General features: G+C 46.9%; 16 protein-coding genes, 2 rRNA genes and 1 riboswitch. Of the genes, 4 read left to right on the forward strand and 14 right to left on the reverse strand.

Going from position 1 to position 16,468, the window contains the following annotated elements; genetic code table 11:
* Nucleotides 1–53: 53 nt before the first annotated feature.
* The 3 genes from ACR65H_RS17490 to ACR65H_RS17500 are packed head-to-tail and all read left to right on the forward strand — an operon-like array spanning nucleotide 54 to nucleotide 3,616.
* A complete protein-coding gene (locus ACR65H_RS17490; protein WP_440502105.1) occupies nucleotides 54–1,403 on the forward strand; it encodes a spore germination protein in 1,350 nt (449 codons plus the stop codon).
* The gene (locus ACR65H_RS17495; protein WP_440502107.1) at nucleotides 1,404–2,522 is read left to right on the forward strand and encodes a GerAB/ArcD/ProY family transporter; all 1,119 of its coding nucleotides are present in this window, start codon (nucleotides 1,404–1,406) and stop codon (nucleotides 2,520–2,522) included.
* Entirely contained in the window at nucleotides 2,501–3,616 is a 1,116-nt protein-coding gene (locus ACR65H_RS17500; protein WP_440502109.1) for a Ger(x)C family spore germination protein, read from the forward strand. The genes ACR65H_RS17495 and ACR65H_RS17500 overlap by 22 nt, the downstream gene beginning before the upstream one ends.
* Nucleotides 3,617–3,723: 107 nt before the next feature.
* On the opposite strand, the gene purD is transcribed toward ACR65H_RS17500, so the two are convergent.
* The 12 genes from purD to ACR65H_RS17560 form a co-directional block, all read right to left on the reverse strand.
* Nucleotides 3,724–4,983, reverse strand: a complete 1,260-nt coding sequence (purD, locus tag ACR65H_RS17505; protein WP_440502110.1) for a phosphoribosylamine--glycine ligase — start codon at nucleotides 4,981–4,983, stop codon at nucleotides 3,724–3,726.
* An 18-nt stretch (nucleotides 4,984–5,001) separates the two neighbouring features.
* Nucleotides 5,002–6,537, reverse strand: coding sequence for a bifunctional phosphoribosylaminoimidazolecarboxamide formyltransferase/IMP cyclohydrolase (purH, locus tag ACR65H_RS17510; RefSeq protein WP_440502112.1), 1,536 nt, complete (start codon nucleotides 6,535–6,537; stop codon nucleotides 5,002–5,004).
* Nucleotides 6,534–7,124 (reverse strand): phosphoribosylglycinamide formyltransferase, encoded by a 591-nt coding sequence (purN, locus tag ACR65H_RS17515; RefSeq protein WP_440502114.1) that lies wholly within the window; start codon nucleotides 7,122–7,124, stop codon nucleotides 6,534–6,536. The genes purH and purN overlap by 4 nt, the downstream gene beginning before the upstream one ends.
* Nucleotides 7,121–8,179 carry a phosphoribosylformylglycinamidine cyclo-ligase gene (gene purM / locus ACR65H_RS17520; protein ID WP_440502116.1) on the reverse strand — a complete coding sequence of 353 codons (1,059 nt, stop codon included), beginning with the start codon at nucleotides 8,177–8,179 and terminating at the stop codon, nucleotides 7,121–7,123. The genes purN and purM overlap by 4 nt, the downstream gene beginning before the upstream one ends.
* A 12-nt stretch (nucleotides 8,180–8,191) precedes the next feature.
* On the reverse strand, nucleotides 8,192–9,619 hold the full coding sequence (purF, locus tag ACR65H_RS17525; protein ID WP_440502117.1) for an amidophosphoribosyltransferase: 1,428 nt from the start codon (nucleotides 9,617–9,619) through the stop codon (nucleotides 8,192–8,194).
* Nucleotides 9,595–11,826 (reverse strand): phosphoribosylformylglycinamidine synthase subunit PurL, encoded by a 2,232-nt coding sequence (gene purL, locus ACR65H_RS17530; RefSeq protein WP_440502119.1) that lies wholly within the window; start codon nucleotides 11,824–11,826, stop codon nucleotides 9,595–9,597. Before purL ends, purF begins: the two co-directional genes overlap by 25 nt.
* The gene (gene purQ / locus ACR65H_RS17535; protein ID WP_440502121.1) at nucleotides 11,810–12,496 is read right to left on the reverse strand and encodes a phosphoribosylformylglycinamidine synthase subunit PurQ; all 687 of its coding nucleotides are present in this window, start codon (nucleotides 12,494–12,496) and stop codon (nucleotides 11,810–11,812) included. The genes purL and purQ overlap by 17 nt, the downstream gene beginning before the upstream one ends.
* The gene (gene purS / locus ACR65H_RS17540; RefSeq protein ID WP_440502122.1) at nucleotides 12,493–12,747 is read right to left on the reverse strand and encodes a phosphoribosylformylglycinamidine synthase subunit PurS; all 255 of its coding nucleotides are present in this window, start codon (nucleotides 12,745–12,747) and stop codon (nucleotides 12,493–12,495) included. Before purS ends, purQ begins: the two co-directional genes overlap by 4 nt.
* Before the next feature lie 52 nt (nucleotides 12,748–12,799).
* A complete protein-coding gene (gene purK / locus ACR65H_RS17545) occupies nucleotides 12,800–13,918 on the reverse strand; it encodes a 5-(carboxyamino)imidazole ribonucleotide synthase (RefSeq protein ID WP_440502124.1) in 1,119 nt (372 codons plus the stop codon).
* The gene (gene purE / locus ACR65H_RS17550; RefSeq protein ID WP_440502126.1) at nucleotides 13,915–14,403 is read right to left on the reverse strand and encodes a 5-(carboxyamino)imidazole ribonucleotide mutase; all 489 of its coding nucleotides are present in this window, start codon (nucleotides 14,401–14,403) and stop codon (nucleotides 13,915–13,917) included. Before purE ends, purK begins: the two co-directional genes overlap by 4 nt.
* 169 nt (nucleotides 14,404–14,572) lie before the next feature.
* A riboswitch (purine riboswitch) is annotated at nucleotides 14,573–14,673 on the reverse strand.
* A gap of 84 nt (nucleotides 14,674–14,757) precedes the next feature.
* On the reverse strand, nucleotides 14,758–14,949 hold the full coding sequence (locus ACR65H_RS17555) for an NETI motif-containing protein (RefSeq protein ID WP_440502128.1): 192 nt from the start codon (nucleotides 14,947–14,949) through the stop codon (nucleotides 14,758–14,760).
* Nucleotides 14,946–15,473: a DUF2179 domain-containing protein gene (locus ACR65H_RS17560; RefSeq protein ID WP_440502130.1), complete on the reverse strand. Its 528-nt coding sequence runs from the start codon at nucleotides 15,471–15,473 to the stop codon at nucleotides 14,946–14,948. Before ACR65H_RS17560 ends, ACR65H_RS17555 begins: the two co-directional genes overlap by 4 nt.
* Nucleotides 15,474–15,692: 219 nt before the next feature.
* Here ACR65H_RS17560 and ACR65H_RS17565 point away from each other — a divergent pair, with 219 nt between their 5' ends.
* Entirely contained in the window at nucleotides 15,693–16,031 is a 339-nt protein-coding gene (locus ACR65H_RS17565; RefSeq protein WP_440502132.1) for a hypothetical protein, read from the forward strand.
* Nucleotides 16,032–16,141: 110 nt separating this feature from the next.
* Here ACR65H_RS17565 and rrf read toward each other — a convergent pair.
* Nucleotides 16,142–16,257: ribosomal RNA gene (rrf, locus tag ACR65H_RS17570) — 5S ribosomal RNA — on the reverse strand.
* An 88-nt stretch (nucleotides 16,258–16,345) separates the two neighbouring features.
* Nucleotides 16,346–16,468, reverse strand: a 23S ribosomal RNA gene (locus ACR65H_RS17575); the annotation flags it as partial.

Here is a 16,468-nt window from a genome sequence, read left to right on the forward strand (position 1 = left end):
GGAACGCTAACGGCAAACTATCTAATGTGCCTCATATGAAAGGAGTGTTGGAAATGACTGAAAAGCAAGCCCCTCCTTTACTTACTGAATTGGCTAAAAAATTCAAGCCTTCGGACGATGTCATTCAAACGCCTTTACAAATAAAAGGCCAAACTGCGTTTCTCTTCTATATAAAATCCGTCGTGGATGGCGATAAGTTGCAACAGACGGTCATCAAACCTTTTTTTGAAATGGCTTCAGAGGAAGACTTTGCATCGTATATTCAATCGATGCCGAATCGAGTCGATCTTCCAAAAATAGATAAGCTGCTCGTATTGATCAGTGCCGGAAGTGTGATCATTGCAGTTGGCGACAACTTATTTCTACTTGAACTACGCCTCATCAAGAACAATGAAGTACAAGACACCACATTGGAACCGACAATTCATGGGCCCCAAAAAGGTTTAAGCGAAGATATTGAAACGACGATCAATCTCATTAGGCAACGGTATCATCGCGCCACATTAAAAATTGAAGATATCCATGTCAAGGAAACGTCCAATACAGCTGTCGCCCTATTGTATGACAGTGATCGTGTCGATCCGCAAATGCTGAAGAAGCTAAGGGAGAGGCTTGAAGAAATCCAAACGCCATTGTTCCAATCCGGCGGAGAGCTCCAACACTTCCTGAACAAAAGTAAATTCACACTGTTCCCGACGACGCTTGTGACGGAACGCCCCGATAGAATCGTCTACAATTTGGTCGCCGGTAAAGTCATCATCGCAATTGACGGAAGCCCGAATGTCATCGTTGCCCCTGTCATTTTTTTCGACTTCATGTCTTCCATGGAAGACAATTACCACGTTTCTGCCATATCGGGTTTCACGATTTTATTACGCTATTTCGGTTTGTTCACTTGTATTTTGCTTCCAAGCTTATATATAGCGATGACATCCTACAACCCGGATATCCTGAGAATTGAATTGGCCCTCACAGTTGCGGGCAGTCGGATCGGCGTGCCATATCCTTCGTTCATTGAAGTGATTTTCATGCTTGTCTTCATGGAACTGCTGACGGAAGCAAGCATGCGATTGCCGAAAGCGGTAAGCGGCACCGCCACAACTGTCGGCGGCCTGATTTTAGGGACTGCGGCAACGGAGGCTGCGCTCACTTCGACTATTATGGTCATTATCGTATCGGCAGTCGCCATCTCCACATTCGTCATTCCGATAAACGAAATGAGTTTTGCTGTGAGGGTCGTAAGATTTCTCTTAATTATTTACACCACTTTGTTCGGGATGGTCGGCTTGCTGCTCGGTTTCATGGGAATCATCATGTTAATGGTGAACAAGGAAAGCTTAGGCTGTCCTTATTTACGGATCCCTTGGAAAAGCAAGAATGAAGAATTGGAGGCAGGACAATAAATGAGCCGCTTCCTCTTCTATTTGATTTTGATCAATATGATTACAAATATGGTGTCCATTACACCACGGATTCTAATTGTCGGAAGCAATACGGGAACTGTCCTCTCCTTAGTTCTCGCACTCATAATAGGCATGATATTCACATATATCCTTGTCATTCTCTTCAGTCGTTTCCCTGGGCAAGGCTTGCCGGAAATTTTGAATGCATACACACCTAAATGGTTTGCAACACCCGTTCTTCTTTTTTTTGCTGTAGCTTGGTATATCGCAGGATTGTTCACTCTCATCATTTACACATTTATCATTAACCGTTTTCTCACACCTGAGATGTCAATGTATACAGTTATATTGACATTTGTGGCTATCGTCACCTATGGCATCTGCATGGGCACGAAAAATATCTTATACATGGGTGAAATCATTTTCATCCTTATCGTTCCACTCATTTTTTTTATTCAACTAAAAGGATATATGACTCCCGAGCTCAATTGGGATTATATTCGAGTCGCTTTAATGGAAGTAAATCACCTTCCGGATTATAGCGCCTTTACATCTTCTCTATTTATCGTCATAGGGACTGCAAACTTGGTAATATTCAATCGCTTTTTTACGAAATTGAAAAAGCCGAGTGGCAAAGGAATGGCCCTTCTGACATTCATTTGTGCATACATCCTTGCGACGACTTATTTCCTTCCAATCGGTATTGGAGGGTTCGATTCCTTGGATAACGCTCTATATCCATGGATTATGACAAGTGATTCATTGCGAATGAAATTTGGGATTATTGAAAGGGTCGTATTCATTTTCATTGGTGCTTTTTTGGCACTTGGCGTCGTCAGTATGATTATCCATTGGCATGTTTCAATCAAATTGCTATCAAGCGTTGTTTATTTCAAAAAGTTTAATTGGAAATCGTACAATTTGACTCTTCCTTTTTTCATCGTCATCTTCTGGGGGATTGCAATCATATCGACTAAAACAGTAACAGTTTACGGGCTTTTTAAATCAGTTGAAGCGTTTGATAACTTCGGCCTGCCCTTCATGCTGCTTTTGCTGGTCAGCTGTCTGCTTTTAGCGAGGAAAGGGGCTGCTTCCAAATGGCGGGAAAGCAAAAAGTAAGGAAGGCTTGCCTTGTTGCCATTTTGGTCACATTGCTGCTGCAGGCAGGCTGTGCATTTAAAGATATCGATAAAAGAATATTCGTTGTCGCAATCGGCATCGATCCTTCCGATAAAGTGAAGAACGGCTTTAGGGTGACATTGAAACTGGCAAAGCCAATAGGCGACGTTAAAGCTGCGCCATCCCCTTCTTTTGCCTATATATCGAATGATGCCGAATCCGTGGCAGAAGCTATACATGGAATAGAAACCCGTGTTGATAAAACATTGGAGTTCGGCCATAGTAAAATCATTGTTATGCATAAAGATTTGATTGCGAGGGATATTGATACATTCATGGATTTTTTCACAAGGCGCGGCGATATACAAATGATTTCCTATGTAGCTGTGGCTGAAAAAACCGCCGAAGATGTCGTGTCCTTTGAACCGTTAATTGAAACACCTACATCAATTGCTTTATATAACTATTTCGATAATACCGGAACGGAAAGTCCTTTCGTCGTCACAACTTTCCTATTCGAGTTCAGGCGGGAAGTATTAGGCAAAGGAATTGATACAATCATGCCGATTATCGATATAGATGAGGACAATCAAGAATTTAAAGTGAATAAATCGATTGTGTTGAAGCCGGGAGAAAAACCGGTGGAGCTATCCGCAAATGAAACAAAACATTTCAACTCGCTTGTAAACAAGGCGCAAGGTTTCAGCTATAAAATTCAAGATGATGATATGACAATGGTTCTGAATCTCGATAAAGTGAACATGAACTATAAACTGCTTGTTGGCAATGGAGATCCGAGGATTGAGATGAACGTAACGAAGGTTGGCGTCATCGGCGAATCCAGTCATCGGTTAAGTGTCAGTCAATTAGAGAAGTATAATAAGTTCGCGTCTGAGGAATTAAAAAAAGAAGTGATGGGTTTGTTGACAAAGCTCCAGGAAAATAATGTTGATCCGATCGGGTTCGGATTGCGCTACCGGGCGACAAGGCTATCACGAAAAGACATCATGGATGAATGGGACCGCATCTATCCAGAAATCAAGTTTACTGTCAATATGAAGATTGAACTGAAGAGCACTGGAGCGATTGAATAGAAACAAAATCCGCCTGATAGCACGGTTGAACCGCCTAAAGCGGAGATCACTAGAGGTATATGTAAAAAAGGGGTGTCACAGAAAACTATTCTGGACAACCCCTTTTCTTAGTTGCTTCGAAATGCACGCCAGCCGATATCCGTCCGGTAGAAAAATCCATTCCATTCAACTTGATTCAATTGATTGTAAACTTGGTCACGTGCATCTTCCAATGTTTTCGCCTTCGCAGCGGCTAGCAGAACTCGTCCGCCGTTTCCGACAAAACGGTCGTCTTCGGCTTTCGTTCCCGCATGGAAGATTTCGACGCCGTGAAGCTGGTTGAAGTCCGGCAGTTTTGCACCTTTTACAACATCGCCAGGATAGCCGTCCGACGCAATGACGACGCCGAACATCGCTTCGTCATGCCATTTCAATTCAAACGGCTCTTTATTCATAAGTGCCATCATGAACTCCCCGAAATCGGAAGCCATTCTTGGCAAGACTACCTGTGTTTCCGGATCGCCGAAACGTGCATTGAACTCGATGACTTTCGGTCCTTCTTCCGTCAAAATGAGGCCCGCATATAGGATACCTGTGAACGGCGTCCCTTCTTCCGTCATGGCGCGGACTGTCGGAACGACGACTTTCTCGAACGCTTCTTCAATGACATGCTTCGGAATATGCGGAACCGGGGAATACGCGCCCATCCCGCCCGTGTTCGGCCCTCTATCGCCATCATACGCACGCTTATGATCTTGCGCGATGACCATCGGGTAGATCTGCCCGTCATGGACGAATGACATGTATGAGAACTCTTCGCCATCCAGGAATTCTTCGATGACGACGCGTGATGAGGACTCTCCGAACCGTTGATTGCCAATCATATCGTCAATCGCTTCAAGCGCTTCCTCCAATGTCATTGCAACAACGACGCCTTTCCCCGCCGCGAGACCGTCCGCTTTCACGACAATCGGCGCTCCTTGCTGACGGATGAACGTCTTCGCTTCCTCTGCATCCGTGAACGTCCCATATGCAGCTGTAGGAATTCCGTACTTTTTCATCAAATCCTTCGCAAAAGACTTGCTGCCTTCAATTTGAGCAGCAGCCTTCGTCGGCCCGAAAATCCTCAATCCTTTATCGGAGAAGAAATCGACAATCCCTTCGGCTAATGGCTGCTCTGGACCTACGAATGTCAAGTCCACCCCTTGGTCTATGGCGAATGTAGCAAGTGATTCGAAATCAGTTGCATCGATTCCGATGCATTCTGCATCGTTTCGCATGCCGTCATTCCCAGGTGCGACAAATACTTGTGAAACGGACGGCGAATCGTTGAACTTCCTTGCAATCACGTGCTCCCGACCGCCGCTGCCGATGACGAGTACTTTCATCTGTATCTTCTCCTTCGATCAATGTTTGAAATGACGTACGCCTGTGAACACCATCGCAATGCCGTATTCATTAGCCTTCTTAATGGAATCTTCATCTTTTACAGATCCCCCAGGCTGGATGATGGCAGTAATGCCCGCTTTCGCCGCTGCTCCCACTGTATCGTCCATCGGGAAGAATGCGTCAGAAGCAAGCGCTGCACCGTTCGCACGGTCCCCTGCTTGTGTCAAAGCGATATTCGCTGCACCTACCCGATTCATTTGGCCAGCTCCAATGCCTAGCGTCCTTTGCGCATCCGAAACGACAATCGCATTCGATTTCACATGCTTGACGACTGCCCAACCGAGCTTGAGTGCTTCCCATTCCGGCTCTGTCGGCTCACGGTCCGTTGCAATTCGAATGTCTGCATCGGCGAATCCGAATGTGTCCGGCTGTTGCATGAGAAGTCCGCCTTCAACCGATACCGTATTCCAAGCATCTTTTGTATGTTGTTCGAACGGAATCGTCAACAGACGAATATTTTTCTTCTTTGTCAATAAATCAATTGCTTCAACCGTGAATGAAGGTGCGATGATGATTTCGAGGAAGATTCCTGAAAGCTTTTCCGCCGTCTCCGCATCCACTTCACGGTTCAGCGCAATGATGCCTCCAAAGATGGAAACCGGGTCAGCTTCATAAGCTTTATTGAACGCCTCGGCGACCGTTTCACCGACACCAACACCGCAAGGGTTCATATGCTTTACTGCCACTGCAGCTGGTTGGTTGAATTCCTTGACGATTTGGATCGCTGCGTTCGCGTCTTGGATATTATTATAAGAGAGCTCTTTGCCGTGCAATTGCTCTGCGCTCGCGATAGAGAAGTCCGAACCGAGTGGACGGCTGTAGAATGCCGCTTTCTGATGCGGGTTTTCCCCGTAGCGGAGCGGCTGTTTCAACTCGTATGTAAACGTTACTTGCTCAGGGAATTCTTCACCTGCTAGATCGGTCAAATATCCGGAAATGAGTGCATCGTATGCTGCAGTATGACGGAAAACCTTCGCTGCTAGACGTCTGCGTGTGTCGAGAGTCGTTTGCCCTTCTGTTTGCAACTCTTCAAGCACTTGACGATAATCTGCTGCATCGACGATAACTGTGACATAGGCATGGTTTTTCGCGGATGCGCGAAGCATTGCCGGTCCGCCGATGTCGATGTTTTCAATGGCATCATCGACAGAAACGTCTGGTTTTAAAATTGTCTCTTTGAATGGGTAAAGATTCACGCAGACAATATGAATCGGCTGAATGCCATGTTCTGTCATTTGCGCTTGATGTGCAGCATCATCCTGCTTTGCAAGAAGTCCCCCATGAATCATCGGGTTGAGCGTTTTCACCCGTCCTTCCATAATTTCAGGGAAGCCCGTCACTTCGTCAACCGCCGTCACTGGGACGCCGTTTTCTTTCAAATGCTTCATTGTCCCGCCTGTTGACAGAATTTCGTATTCCAATTTTGCAAGCGCCTGTGCAAATTCCAAAATCCCGTTTTTGTCTGAGACACTGAGCAATGCCCGTTTTTTCACGAATGAACCCCTCCGTTGGTTAAAATCAATCTCTGCAATGTTTCTTTATAAATGACATGCTCCACCGCATGAATCGCTTGTGCTGTCAATTTCTCGTCACCTTCAACGACAGGAACCGCAACTTGCGCGAGGATCGGCCCTGTGTCCATTCCTTCATCGACAAGATGGACAGTGACGCCCGTCAGCTTCACACCGTGAGCGATCGCCTGTCCGATTGCATCCTTGCCAGGGAATGAAGGTAGCAAGGATGGATGAATATTGACGATGCGTGAAGGATAGGCGGCTAATAAAGTCGGTCCAATTAGCCGCATATATCCTGCCAGCGCAATCCATTCAACGCCTTCTTCGCGTAAAATATCGAGTACCGCTTCCTCATAGGCTTGCTTAGTAGAAAAAGCTTTCGGCTCCAACCCAACGACTCGGATATCTGTCTGCCTAGCGCGCTCCACGACGAACGATGCGGGTTTATCCGTTAACACAAGGACGATTTCCGCATCCAACTCGCCTGTGCGACTCGCAGTCTCAAGTGCTGCAAAATTGCTGCCGCTGCCTGAAGCGAATACCGCGATTTTTGCTTTTTCCTTCATTCTGCCAAGCTCCCATCATGGCTTCCTTTGAAAACGACTCCCGATCCACTTACAACACGACCAATTTCATATGCTTCTTCGCCGTGCTCAGCAGCAATTTGAATGGCTCGCTTCGCTTGCTCAGCAGGGAGTGCAATAACGAAGCCGATGCCCATATTAAAGACGCTATACATGTCTTTATCTTGAAGTTCGCCTTTCACTTTCAGCATTTTGAATACTGGCAGTACAGGCCATGAGCCAAGGTCAATTTCGACGCCGAATCCTTCTCCGAACATCCTCGGAAGGTTTTCATAAAATCCACCGCCGGTAATATGCCCCATGGAATGGACATCGAGCTCCTCATGAATTTGCATGACCGGCTTCGCGTAGATCTTCGTCGGCTCAAGCAAAGCCGATCCAACCTTGCCGAGTTCCTCGAATCCAGCAATATACTCGTCAAGTCCATATCCTTGCTCTTCAAGAACGATCTGACGGACGAGTGAGAAACCGTTCGAGTGTATGCCGCTAGATGCGATGCCGACGAGAACATCCCCTTCAGCTACTTTCTCCCCTGTGATGACTTTGCTCTTTTCGCACGCACCGACCGCAAACCCTGCCAAATCATATTCTTCAACGTCGTAGAGTCCAGGCATTTCAGCTGTCTCTCCGCCGATCAACGCTGCTCCCGACTGAACGCATCCATCCGCGATGCCTTTAACGATCGCCTCAACCTTTTCAGGGACCGCTTTTCCGAGTGCGATGTAATCCAAGAAATAAAGAGGCTCTGCGCCTTGCGCAACGATATCATTCACACACATCGCGACGCAGTCAATGCCGATCGTATCGTGCTTATCTGCAAGAAAGGCCAATTTCAATTTCGTGCCGACGCCGTCCGTTCCCGAAATGAGCACAGGCTCTTTATAATTAAGCTCTGAAAGATCGAACATTCCTCCGAATCCTCCGAATGCGCCAGCAACCCCAATACGTGCAGTACGAGCTACATGAGACTTCATTCGCTCGACGGATTCATAGCCCGCCTCGATATTCACTCCCGCTTTTTCATACGCCTTTGACATGGAAAGTCCTCCTTATCGCCCAATTTCTTTTTCGTGAGGCAATACTGTATCCGCATAGATTTCTGTCGGATATTCACCTGTGAAGCACGCGAGACATTGTCCGCAATTTTTCATATCAGACGGTCTCCCGATTGCTTTCAACATCCCTTCCGCCGATAGGAATGTCAATGAATCCGCGCCGATCATTTCCCGTACTTCATCTACAGAACGCCCTGTCGCAATCAATTCAGAATCCGTGCTAATATCTACGCCGTAAAAACATGGGTTGACGAGCGGAGGCGCGGCGATGACGACATGAACCTCTTTTGCACCGGCTTCCCGCAACATATTGACAATCCGTTTTGATGTCGTCCCGCGAACAATCGAATCATCGACCATGACGACGCGCTTCCCTTCGACGACTTGGTGCACCGGAGAAAGCTTCATCTTCACGCCTCTTTCGCGCATCGCTTGTGTCGGTTGGATGAACGTCCTGCCGACATACCTGTTTTTAATCAACCCTAATTCATATGGAATGCCGCTTTCTTCCGAAAATCCGATCGCTGCAGAAATACTCGAATCCGGAACCCCTGTCACGACATCCGCTTCAATGTTGACTTCCCTTGCAAGCTGCTTGCCGCATCGTTTCCTTGCCATATGAATATTTATACCGTCGATATCCGAATCCGGTCTTGAGAAGTAGACGTATTCCATCGAGCATATTGCCCGGTCCGCCGGTTCCGCGAATCGATCGGAATGCATCCCTTTGTCATTAATCACGACTAATTCACCAGGCTCAACCGACCGGATCGTTTCCGCTCCAATCAAATCGAACGCGCAAGTTTCAGATGCCACAACCCATGCATCACCCAATTTCCCGAGGGACAAAGGACGTAAACCATTCGGATCTTGTGCGACGAGCAAGCCTTCCTCCGTTAAGACGACGAATGCAAAAGCACCTTTCAACATCGACAACGCTTTTTTTACACGATCACGCTGTGTCAATGAACCGCTGCTGCTACGTTTAATCAAATGGGCGAGCACTTCCGTATCAGACGTCGTTTGAAAAATACTGCCTTGCTTTTCAAGACTTTCCTTCAAATCTTTTGCGTTGACTAAGTTGCCGTTATGCGCAATTGCCAAACTGCCTGTCATGGAACGGAAGACGAGCGGCTGTACATTTTCCGCTCCTCTTCCTTCCTCTGTCGTATAGCGGACTTGTCCGATAGCGGCACGTCCCGTCAAGCCTTTCAGCGCATCACCGGAAAACACATCATTCACTAGGCCTTCGCCTTTGACGACATGAAGCCCTTTGCCATTCTTTGTGACAATCCCTGCGCCTTCCTGCCCGCGGTGCTGCAGCGCATGCAAGCCGTAATAGCTTATTTGCGCCGCATCTTCATGCCCCCAAATGCCGAACACTCCGCATTCTTCATTCAGGCCTCTGAGTTCAGCAAGCATGGAATTGCCCCTTTCCAAGCAGAACGGAATTCTTCCACCGTCCCGTCAATTAAAACCGTATCGTTATCGCCTTTGATGACGATTTTATTTTGGTCGGTAACTGTACCGATTTTTGTAGCATCGTTCACAATCGCTTCAAAAGCAGTCGCCAGTTCCTCTTTCACCGTTACAAGGAAACGCGATTGTGTTTCACTGAATAAAGCCGTCACTGCTGAACCAGAAACAGTCACTTCCGCTCCAAGGCCATCCGCATCGAAGGCCTTCTCGCAAAGTGCAACTGCGAAGCCTCCTTCCGACAAATCGGTAGCCGATTGGACGAGCTTGCTTTGGATCGCTTTCAATAATGCGTTTTGACGGGATACTTCCACTTCCAAATCAATTGCAGGCGCTTTCCCGAAAATTTCCCCATGAACCATTTGCTGAAGTTCGCTGCCTCCAAATTCTGTTGCCGCTTCTCCAATTAGATAAATAGCATCCCCTGCTTGTTTAAATGAAGTCGTCGTCACTTGGGACAAGTCATGAATGATTCCTACCAAGCCCATCGTCGGAGTCGGATAGACCGGGACGCCATTCACTTCATTCGACATAGATACGTTTCCGCCGATAATCGGTGCATTCAACGTACGGCACGCTGCTGCAATGCCGTCTGCCGACTTCTCAATTTGCCAGAACACTTCCGGCTTGTCTGGACTTCCGAAGTTCAAGCAGTCTGTTGCTGCAATTGGCTCTGCCCCTGAACAGATCAAGTTACGAGCCGCTTCTGCAACTGCAATCTTTCCACCTGTTTCTGGGTCGAGATAAATGTAACGGGAGTTGCAGTCTGCTGTCATCGCAAGTCCTTTATTCGTCCCGCGTACACGGATGACGCCTGCCGATGAACCAGGTGCAACGACTGTATTCGTTCTTGCTTGCGAATCGAATTGGTTGTACACCCACTCTTTCGACGCGATTGTCGGGCGTTGCAATAAAGCAGACAACGTCTCCTTCAAATCGCCGACAGCCGGTTCTTCATTTTCCATTGCTTGAAATTCTTTGAAGTACGCAGGCTCTTCCGACTTTTTATAATAAACGGGTGCATCCTCTGCAAGTGTATCCGCCAAGATTTCTGCAACTACATCGCCTTTATGGATAAGCCGAAGCATTTTGTCTTCTGTCACTTTCCCGATTGCCACCGCTTCCAACCCGTATCTCTTGCACATTTCGATGATTTCCTGCTCACGGCCCTGCTTGACGACGACGAGCATTCTCTCCTGTGACTCGGAAAGCATCATTTCATAAGCTGTCATGCCTTCCTCACGCTGTGGAACAAGATCCAAATTTAATTCCACGCCATAGCCAGCTTTCGAAGCCATTTCAGCAGATGATGAAGTAAGTCCTGCTGCACCCATGTCTTGTATGCCGATTAGTGCATCCGACTTCACAAGCTCAAGGCAAGCTTCCATAAGGAGCTTCTCCAGAAACGGATCACCTGCTTGCATGACCGGCAATTCTGCTTCTTTATCAACCGCGACTTCAGCAGACGACATCGTCGCACCATGGATTCCGTCCCGACCCGTTTTCGCACCGACGTATAAAACCGTATTGCCTACTCCGGATGCCAAGCCTTTCTGGATATCTTCATGATTCAATAAACCGACTGCCATCGCATTGACAAGCGGACGTTTCGAATAGCTATTGTCGAATTGGACTTCACCAGCAACCGTCGGGATGCCAATTGCATTTCCGTAACTTGCAATACCTGCAACCGCCTCTTCGAATAAATAACGGTCTCGTTCATCCGACAAGTCACCGAAACGCATCGAGTTCACAAGCGCTACTGGACGTGCGCCCATTGAAAAGACATCACGGATAATGCCGCCTGCACCAGTTGCAGCACCGATGAACGGTTCAATTGCTGAAGGAGAGTTATGTGATTCCAATTTGAAGACAGCCGCCTGATTGTCCCCTATATCGACAATTCCCGCTCCTTCCCCCGGACCTTGCAGCACGCGCGCACCTTCTGTGGGGAATTTACGCAATACCGGCTTTGAGCTTTTATAAGAACAATGTTCAGACCACATCGCCGAAAACAAACCTGTTTCCGTGTAATTCGGTAGACGTCCGATCATATCGACTGCACGATCGAACTCCTCATCGGTCATTCCCATTTGGCGATACAATTTTTCATCTTTGATTTGCTGAGCTGTTGGTTCATGCATGGTTGACATTCTTCTCACTCCAGTTCTTCAGAATTGATCGGAATAAAGGCAAGCCGTCCGTACCACCGATAATTTCCTCCACCGCGCGTTCAGGAAGCGGCATCATGCCGAGGACATTTCCTTCTTCATTTAAAACGCCTGCGATTTTCTCCACACTGCCATCCGGATTGCCGTCTTCGTATGTAAAGACGATGCGACCTTGCTCTTTCAATTGCTCTACAGTAGCTGCATCTACATAATAATTCCCATACTCGTGGGCGAAAGGAAGTGTAATTTGCTGCCCTTGTTCATAAATGCTCGTGAATATTGATTTTGAATTTTGAACAGTGAGCTGCGCATTGCCGTTTCTGAATTTCAAGCCTTTATTCCGCAAGAAGGCACCTGGAAGGATACCAGCCTCGACTAGGATTTGAAAACCGTTTCCTACGCCAAGCACGGGCTTGCCGGAAGCGACGAATGCTTTCAAACTGTGAATTGATTTAGAGCTTTGGGCAAGCGCACCTGGGCGTAAATAATCTCCATAGGATGCACCCGTCGGAATGACAACAGCATCGAAGTTGCCCAAATTGGCGTCCTGATGGTTGACGATTTCCGCTCCGGCGCCAACTATATCCAAAAGGGCGTGATACATGTCCACATCACAGCTAGACCCGGGAAAACTTAATATAGCGAACCTCATTTGCCCGCAACCTCCCCGATTTCAAAGCTGTAGTTCTCGATCACTTTATTGACAAGAAGCTTATCGCACATTTCTTTCACACGCGTTTCGATTTCACTGGCTGTTCCTGATAGTTCTAGCTCAATCAGTTTTCCGATACGTACGCTTTCAACTTCGTTGAAGCCTAATGTGTGAAGTGCCTCCTGAGCTGCAATTCCTTGTGGATCAACAACACTTTCGCGCAATGTTACGTAAACGTTCACTTTTGTCATGTCAATTTCCTCCCGAATGGATAAAGTTTGGTTTCGAATTTGTGTATAAATTTCAAGCCCAAATGCCTGTAGACTCTATTTCTTCCAACGTCTTTTCTAAACAATCGGTCATGATGGTCACATGCCCCATCTTCCTTTTTTCTTTCGCTTCGGCCTTCCCGTACAGATGGACGGACCAATCAGGATAATTCATAATCACTTTCTTCAAAGGCACTATATGCTCCCCGAGCACATTCACCATAATGGATGGAGCCCATAGCTTCGGCTTGCGTAAAGGCCATCCGCACACTGCGCGGATATGCTGATGAAACTGCGATACATTGCATGCCTCAATCGAGTAATGCCCTGAATTATGAGGACGCGGTGCAAGTTCATTGATGACAATTTCATCATTTTCTAACACGAACATTTCGACCGCAAGCGTTCCAACAAGATGTAAATGATCTGCGATTTGTTTCGCTGCATCTTCCGCTTTCGCCATAACAGTGCGAGCAACTCTTGCAGGAACAATCGACTCATGTAAAATATGATTCTTATGAATGTTTTCGGCGATAGGGAGACAATATGACTCCCCTTCTGGGTTGCGTTGGATAATGACGGATATCTCTGTCTTGAAAGGGACGTATGCTTCCGCAATGCATGCCGAATGGGCAAATAGCGGTTCCGCTAGTTCGATATCATCTGCCGAATCGAGCTTCACCTGCCCCTTTCCGTCATAGCCGCCGAAAGCGGTTTTTACGATACATGGGAAGCCGACCTGATCGATTTCTTGGATTAATTCATTGAATGAAGCCGCTGCGACATAATTTGCGACCGGCGCACCGGATGCTTTGATTTCAGCTTTTTCCGCTATGCGATTTTGAGTGATCCGGACTAGCTCAGCTCCTTGTGGAACATAAGCGATTTGGCTAAGACGCTCAAGCCCTTCGAAATCGATGTTTTCAAACTCATACGTGATAACATCACTTACTTCACCAAGTTCTTCAAGTGCCGCTTCGTCGTCATACGGGGCGACGATGCGAATATCAGCAATTTGGCCACATGGAGAATCTATTGTTGGATCGAGTACCGCTATTTTGTAACCTGCTTCCTTTGCTGCAAGTCCCATCATTCGACCAAGTTGGCCTCCACCGATAATGCCGATCGTCTGACCAGGTAAAATCGTCTTCATAGCAACTCACCACTGCTTTCCAATGCGGCATCCCGCATTTCCTCCCGACGTTTTTCAAGACGGTTATGCAGCTCTCGATCATGGACCGCTAAAAACTGTGCTGCAAGTAATCCGGCATTTGTAGCGCCCGCCTTGCCAATTGATACTGTGGCGACGGGAACCCCTCCAGGCATTTGAACGATAGATAGCAATGAATCCATTCCATTCAAAGCTTTTGATTGAACTGGAACGCCAATGACTGGTAATAACGTCTTCGCAGCGACCATTCCCGGAAGATGAGCGGCACCACCTGCACCGGCAACGATAACTTCAATCCCACGGTCCTTAGCTTGCTCTGCATATTCAAACATGAAATCCGGTGTCCGATGAGCTGAAACGACCTTCTTCTCATAATCAACACCGAGCTCGTCCAATATGTCACAAGTATGCTTCATCGTTTCCCAATCACTTTTACTTCCCATGATTACGCCGATTTTCGGTCCCATAGACAATCCGCTCCTTTTGAAACATGCTAAAATTCTTTACGTATGATTGTAATAAAAAAATCCTTGAATAAGCTGCCTTCCAAATGCATGGAAAGCAGGTCATTCAAGGATATTCGATAAGCGTCAAGATGAACGTATCCATTAGGCATGGCACACCCTTCGCTGAATCCTAAAAATCGCTTTCCCGCATAGTCCGGACATTTACGGTGTCCTGGTAGAGACGCTGAAGCCAATTCCTCAGCATATATGTGGGTTATGTAACTACACTCAGTGTAACAATTGGAATTGAATACGTCAATAAAAAATACGAACAATAGACATTTCGTTGTATCCATCGTTCGTGTAACAGTCAATTTATTCTTCCAAAATCCCTTTAAACTTAATCAACTGACGGATTGGGACAAACTCGCCATCCTTCTCTGTGAAAACCGGCTCCTCCATTCTGCCTGCCACACGATAACCAGCTGCGGTTAAACGATTCAAGCAATCCTCAATCGACTCGCCTTCTTCAACCTCAAACCATACCGTTTTCTTCTTTGCACTCATTTAAACAATTTCCCTCTCCTTACAGACTTCACCCAGAATCCTCCATGGATCGTTCTAGCCTCGTACGCAATAATAAACGCCTTCGGATCGATCTGTTTAATCGTTTCGTATAGTTTCAATTCATCTTTTCGGGGTGTCAAAATCTGCATCGCCGAGCGATTCCCTTCCAATCCATGCGCAGACCAATCGGTTACTCCATACCCTTTGTCCCGCAATAGTCTCGGCATCTCATAATCCACGCCCGCAGTAATGACATTCACAGTAATATAACCAAGCGCCAGCTTCTCCTCAATTTTAGAACCGACAATAACTCCGCTGCCGTACCCTAAAGCATACGCAATGATATTTTGTATTTCATTCAAATTATCCAACACTAAACCGAGACCTACAATATAAATGACAATCTCCACCATACTGACGAAGGCGGCAATATAACGATAACCTTTCAAAGTTAAAATCATCCGAATCGTAAAGAAAGATACATATACGATGTTAATGACAAATATGATCAATACCATTTTCATTCCGCAGCAAACCTCCCATGACTAGGTTGACCTCCATCGTATCGTGCAACGCTGTCGATTACAAGAATTTGATGTTATGGATGAGTCGAAGATTCAAGGCATCTGTTTAAATTTGGCGGTTGGTATATGGAGATATGATATTTTGGACGCGAGTGAGTTTGCTTTGAGTGGTGAGTGTAGTGATTTGGGCGTGGAGGTTGGCTATAGAGGCGCGGAGACTTGCTTTGGACGCGCGGCGGCTTGCTTTGGACGCGCGGTGACTTGCTTTGGACGCGCGGAGACTTACTTTGGACGCACGGTGACTTGCTTTGGACGCGCGGAGGCTTGCTTTGGACGCACGGAGGCTTGCTTTGGACGCGCGGTGACTTGCTTTGGACGCGCGGTGACTTGCTTTGGACGCGCGGTGACTTGCTTTGGACGCGCGGAGGCTTGCTTTGGACGCGCGGAGGCTTCCTTTGGACGCGCGGAGGCTTGCTTTGGACGCGCGGAGGCTTGCTAGTAAGTGGAGGAATTCCATTCATTTCTAAAAAAATATCCTTTTGCGGAATTTCAGTATGATTACAAATGCCAACACGCATCGAATGCCTTTGACACTCTTTAAGAAGTTATAAATGAAACGAAATAAATTTCAAACACAAAAAAACCATCCCCAAATGGGGATGGCATTTGCCCGGCGACGTCCTACTCTCACAGGGGGAAGCCCCCTACTACCATCGGCGCTGAAGAGCTTAACTTCCGTGTTCGGTATGGGAACGGGTGTGACCTCTTCGCCGTCGTCACCAGACTATGTATGAACGATGCTTGTTCGTTCAAAACCGGATAAAACCAACATTGTCGCTGAACTCAAGTTCAACCGTACTTTTGTAACTGATAAGGTTAAGTCCTCGATCGATTAGTATCCGTCAGCTGCACGTGTCACCACGCTTCCACCCCGGACCTATCCACCTCATCTTCTTTGAGGGATCTTACTTACAAATGTAATGGGAAATCTCATC

The sequence above is a fragment of the Sporosarcina sp. SAFN-015 genome, from assembly GCF_059415085.1.

Coding starts and splice junctions, on each gene's coding strand:
- purK (WP_440502124.1), bottom strand. CDS start 13,918: ATGAAGACGATTTTACCTGGTCAGACGATCGGCATTATCGGTGGAGGC.
- purE (WP_440502126.1), bottom strand. CDS start 14,403: ATGGGACCGAAAATCGGCGTAATCATGGGAAGTAAAAGTGATTGGGAA.
- ACR65H_RS17490 (WP_440502105.1), top strand. CDS start 54: ATGACTGAAAAGCAAGCCCCTCCTTTACTTACTGAATTGGCTAAAAAA.
- purM (WP_440502116.1), bottom strand. CDS start 8,179: ATGTCAAAGGCGTATGAAAAAGCGGGAGTGAATATCGAGGCGGGCTAT.
- ACR65H_RS17555 (WP_440502128.1), bottom strand. CDS start 14,949: ATGAGTGCAAAGAAGAAAACGGTATGGTTTGAGGTTGAAGAAGGCGAG.
- ACR65H_RS17500 (WP_440502109.1), top strand. CDS start 2,501: ATGGCGGGAAAGCAAAAAGTAAGGAAGGCTTGCCTTGTTGCCATTTTG.
- purD (WP_440502110.1), bottom strand. CDS start 4,983: ATGAAAGTACTCGTCATCGGCAGCGGCGGTCGGGAGCACGTGATTGCA.
- ACR65H_RS17495 (WP_440502107.1), top strand. CDS start 1,404: ATGAGCCGCTTCCTCTTCTATTTGATTTTGATCAATATGATTACAAAT.
- ACR65H_RS17560 (WP_440502130.1), bottom strand. CDS start 15,473: ATGAAAATGGTATTGATCATATTTGTCATTAACATCGTATATGTATCT.
- purQ (WP_440502121.1), bottom strand. CDS start 12,496: ATGAGGTTCGCTATATTAAGTTTTCCCGGGTCTAGCTGTGATGTGGAC.
- purL (WP_440502119.1), bottom strand. CDS start 11,826: ATGTCAACCATGCATGAACCAACAGCTCAGCAAATCAAAGATGAAAAA.
- purF (WP_440502117.1), bottom strand. CDS start 9,619: ATGCTTGCTGAACTCAGAGGCCTGAATGAAGAATGCGGAGTGTTCGGC.
- purS (WP_440502122.1), bottom strand. CDS start 12,747: ATGACAAAAGTGAACGTTTACGTAACATTGCGCGAAAGTGTTGTTGAT.
- purN (WP_440502114.1), bottom strand. CDS start 7,124: ATGAAGGAAAAAGCAAAAATCGCGGTATTCGCTTCAGGCAGCGGCAGC.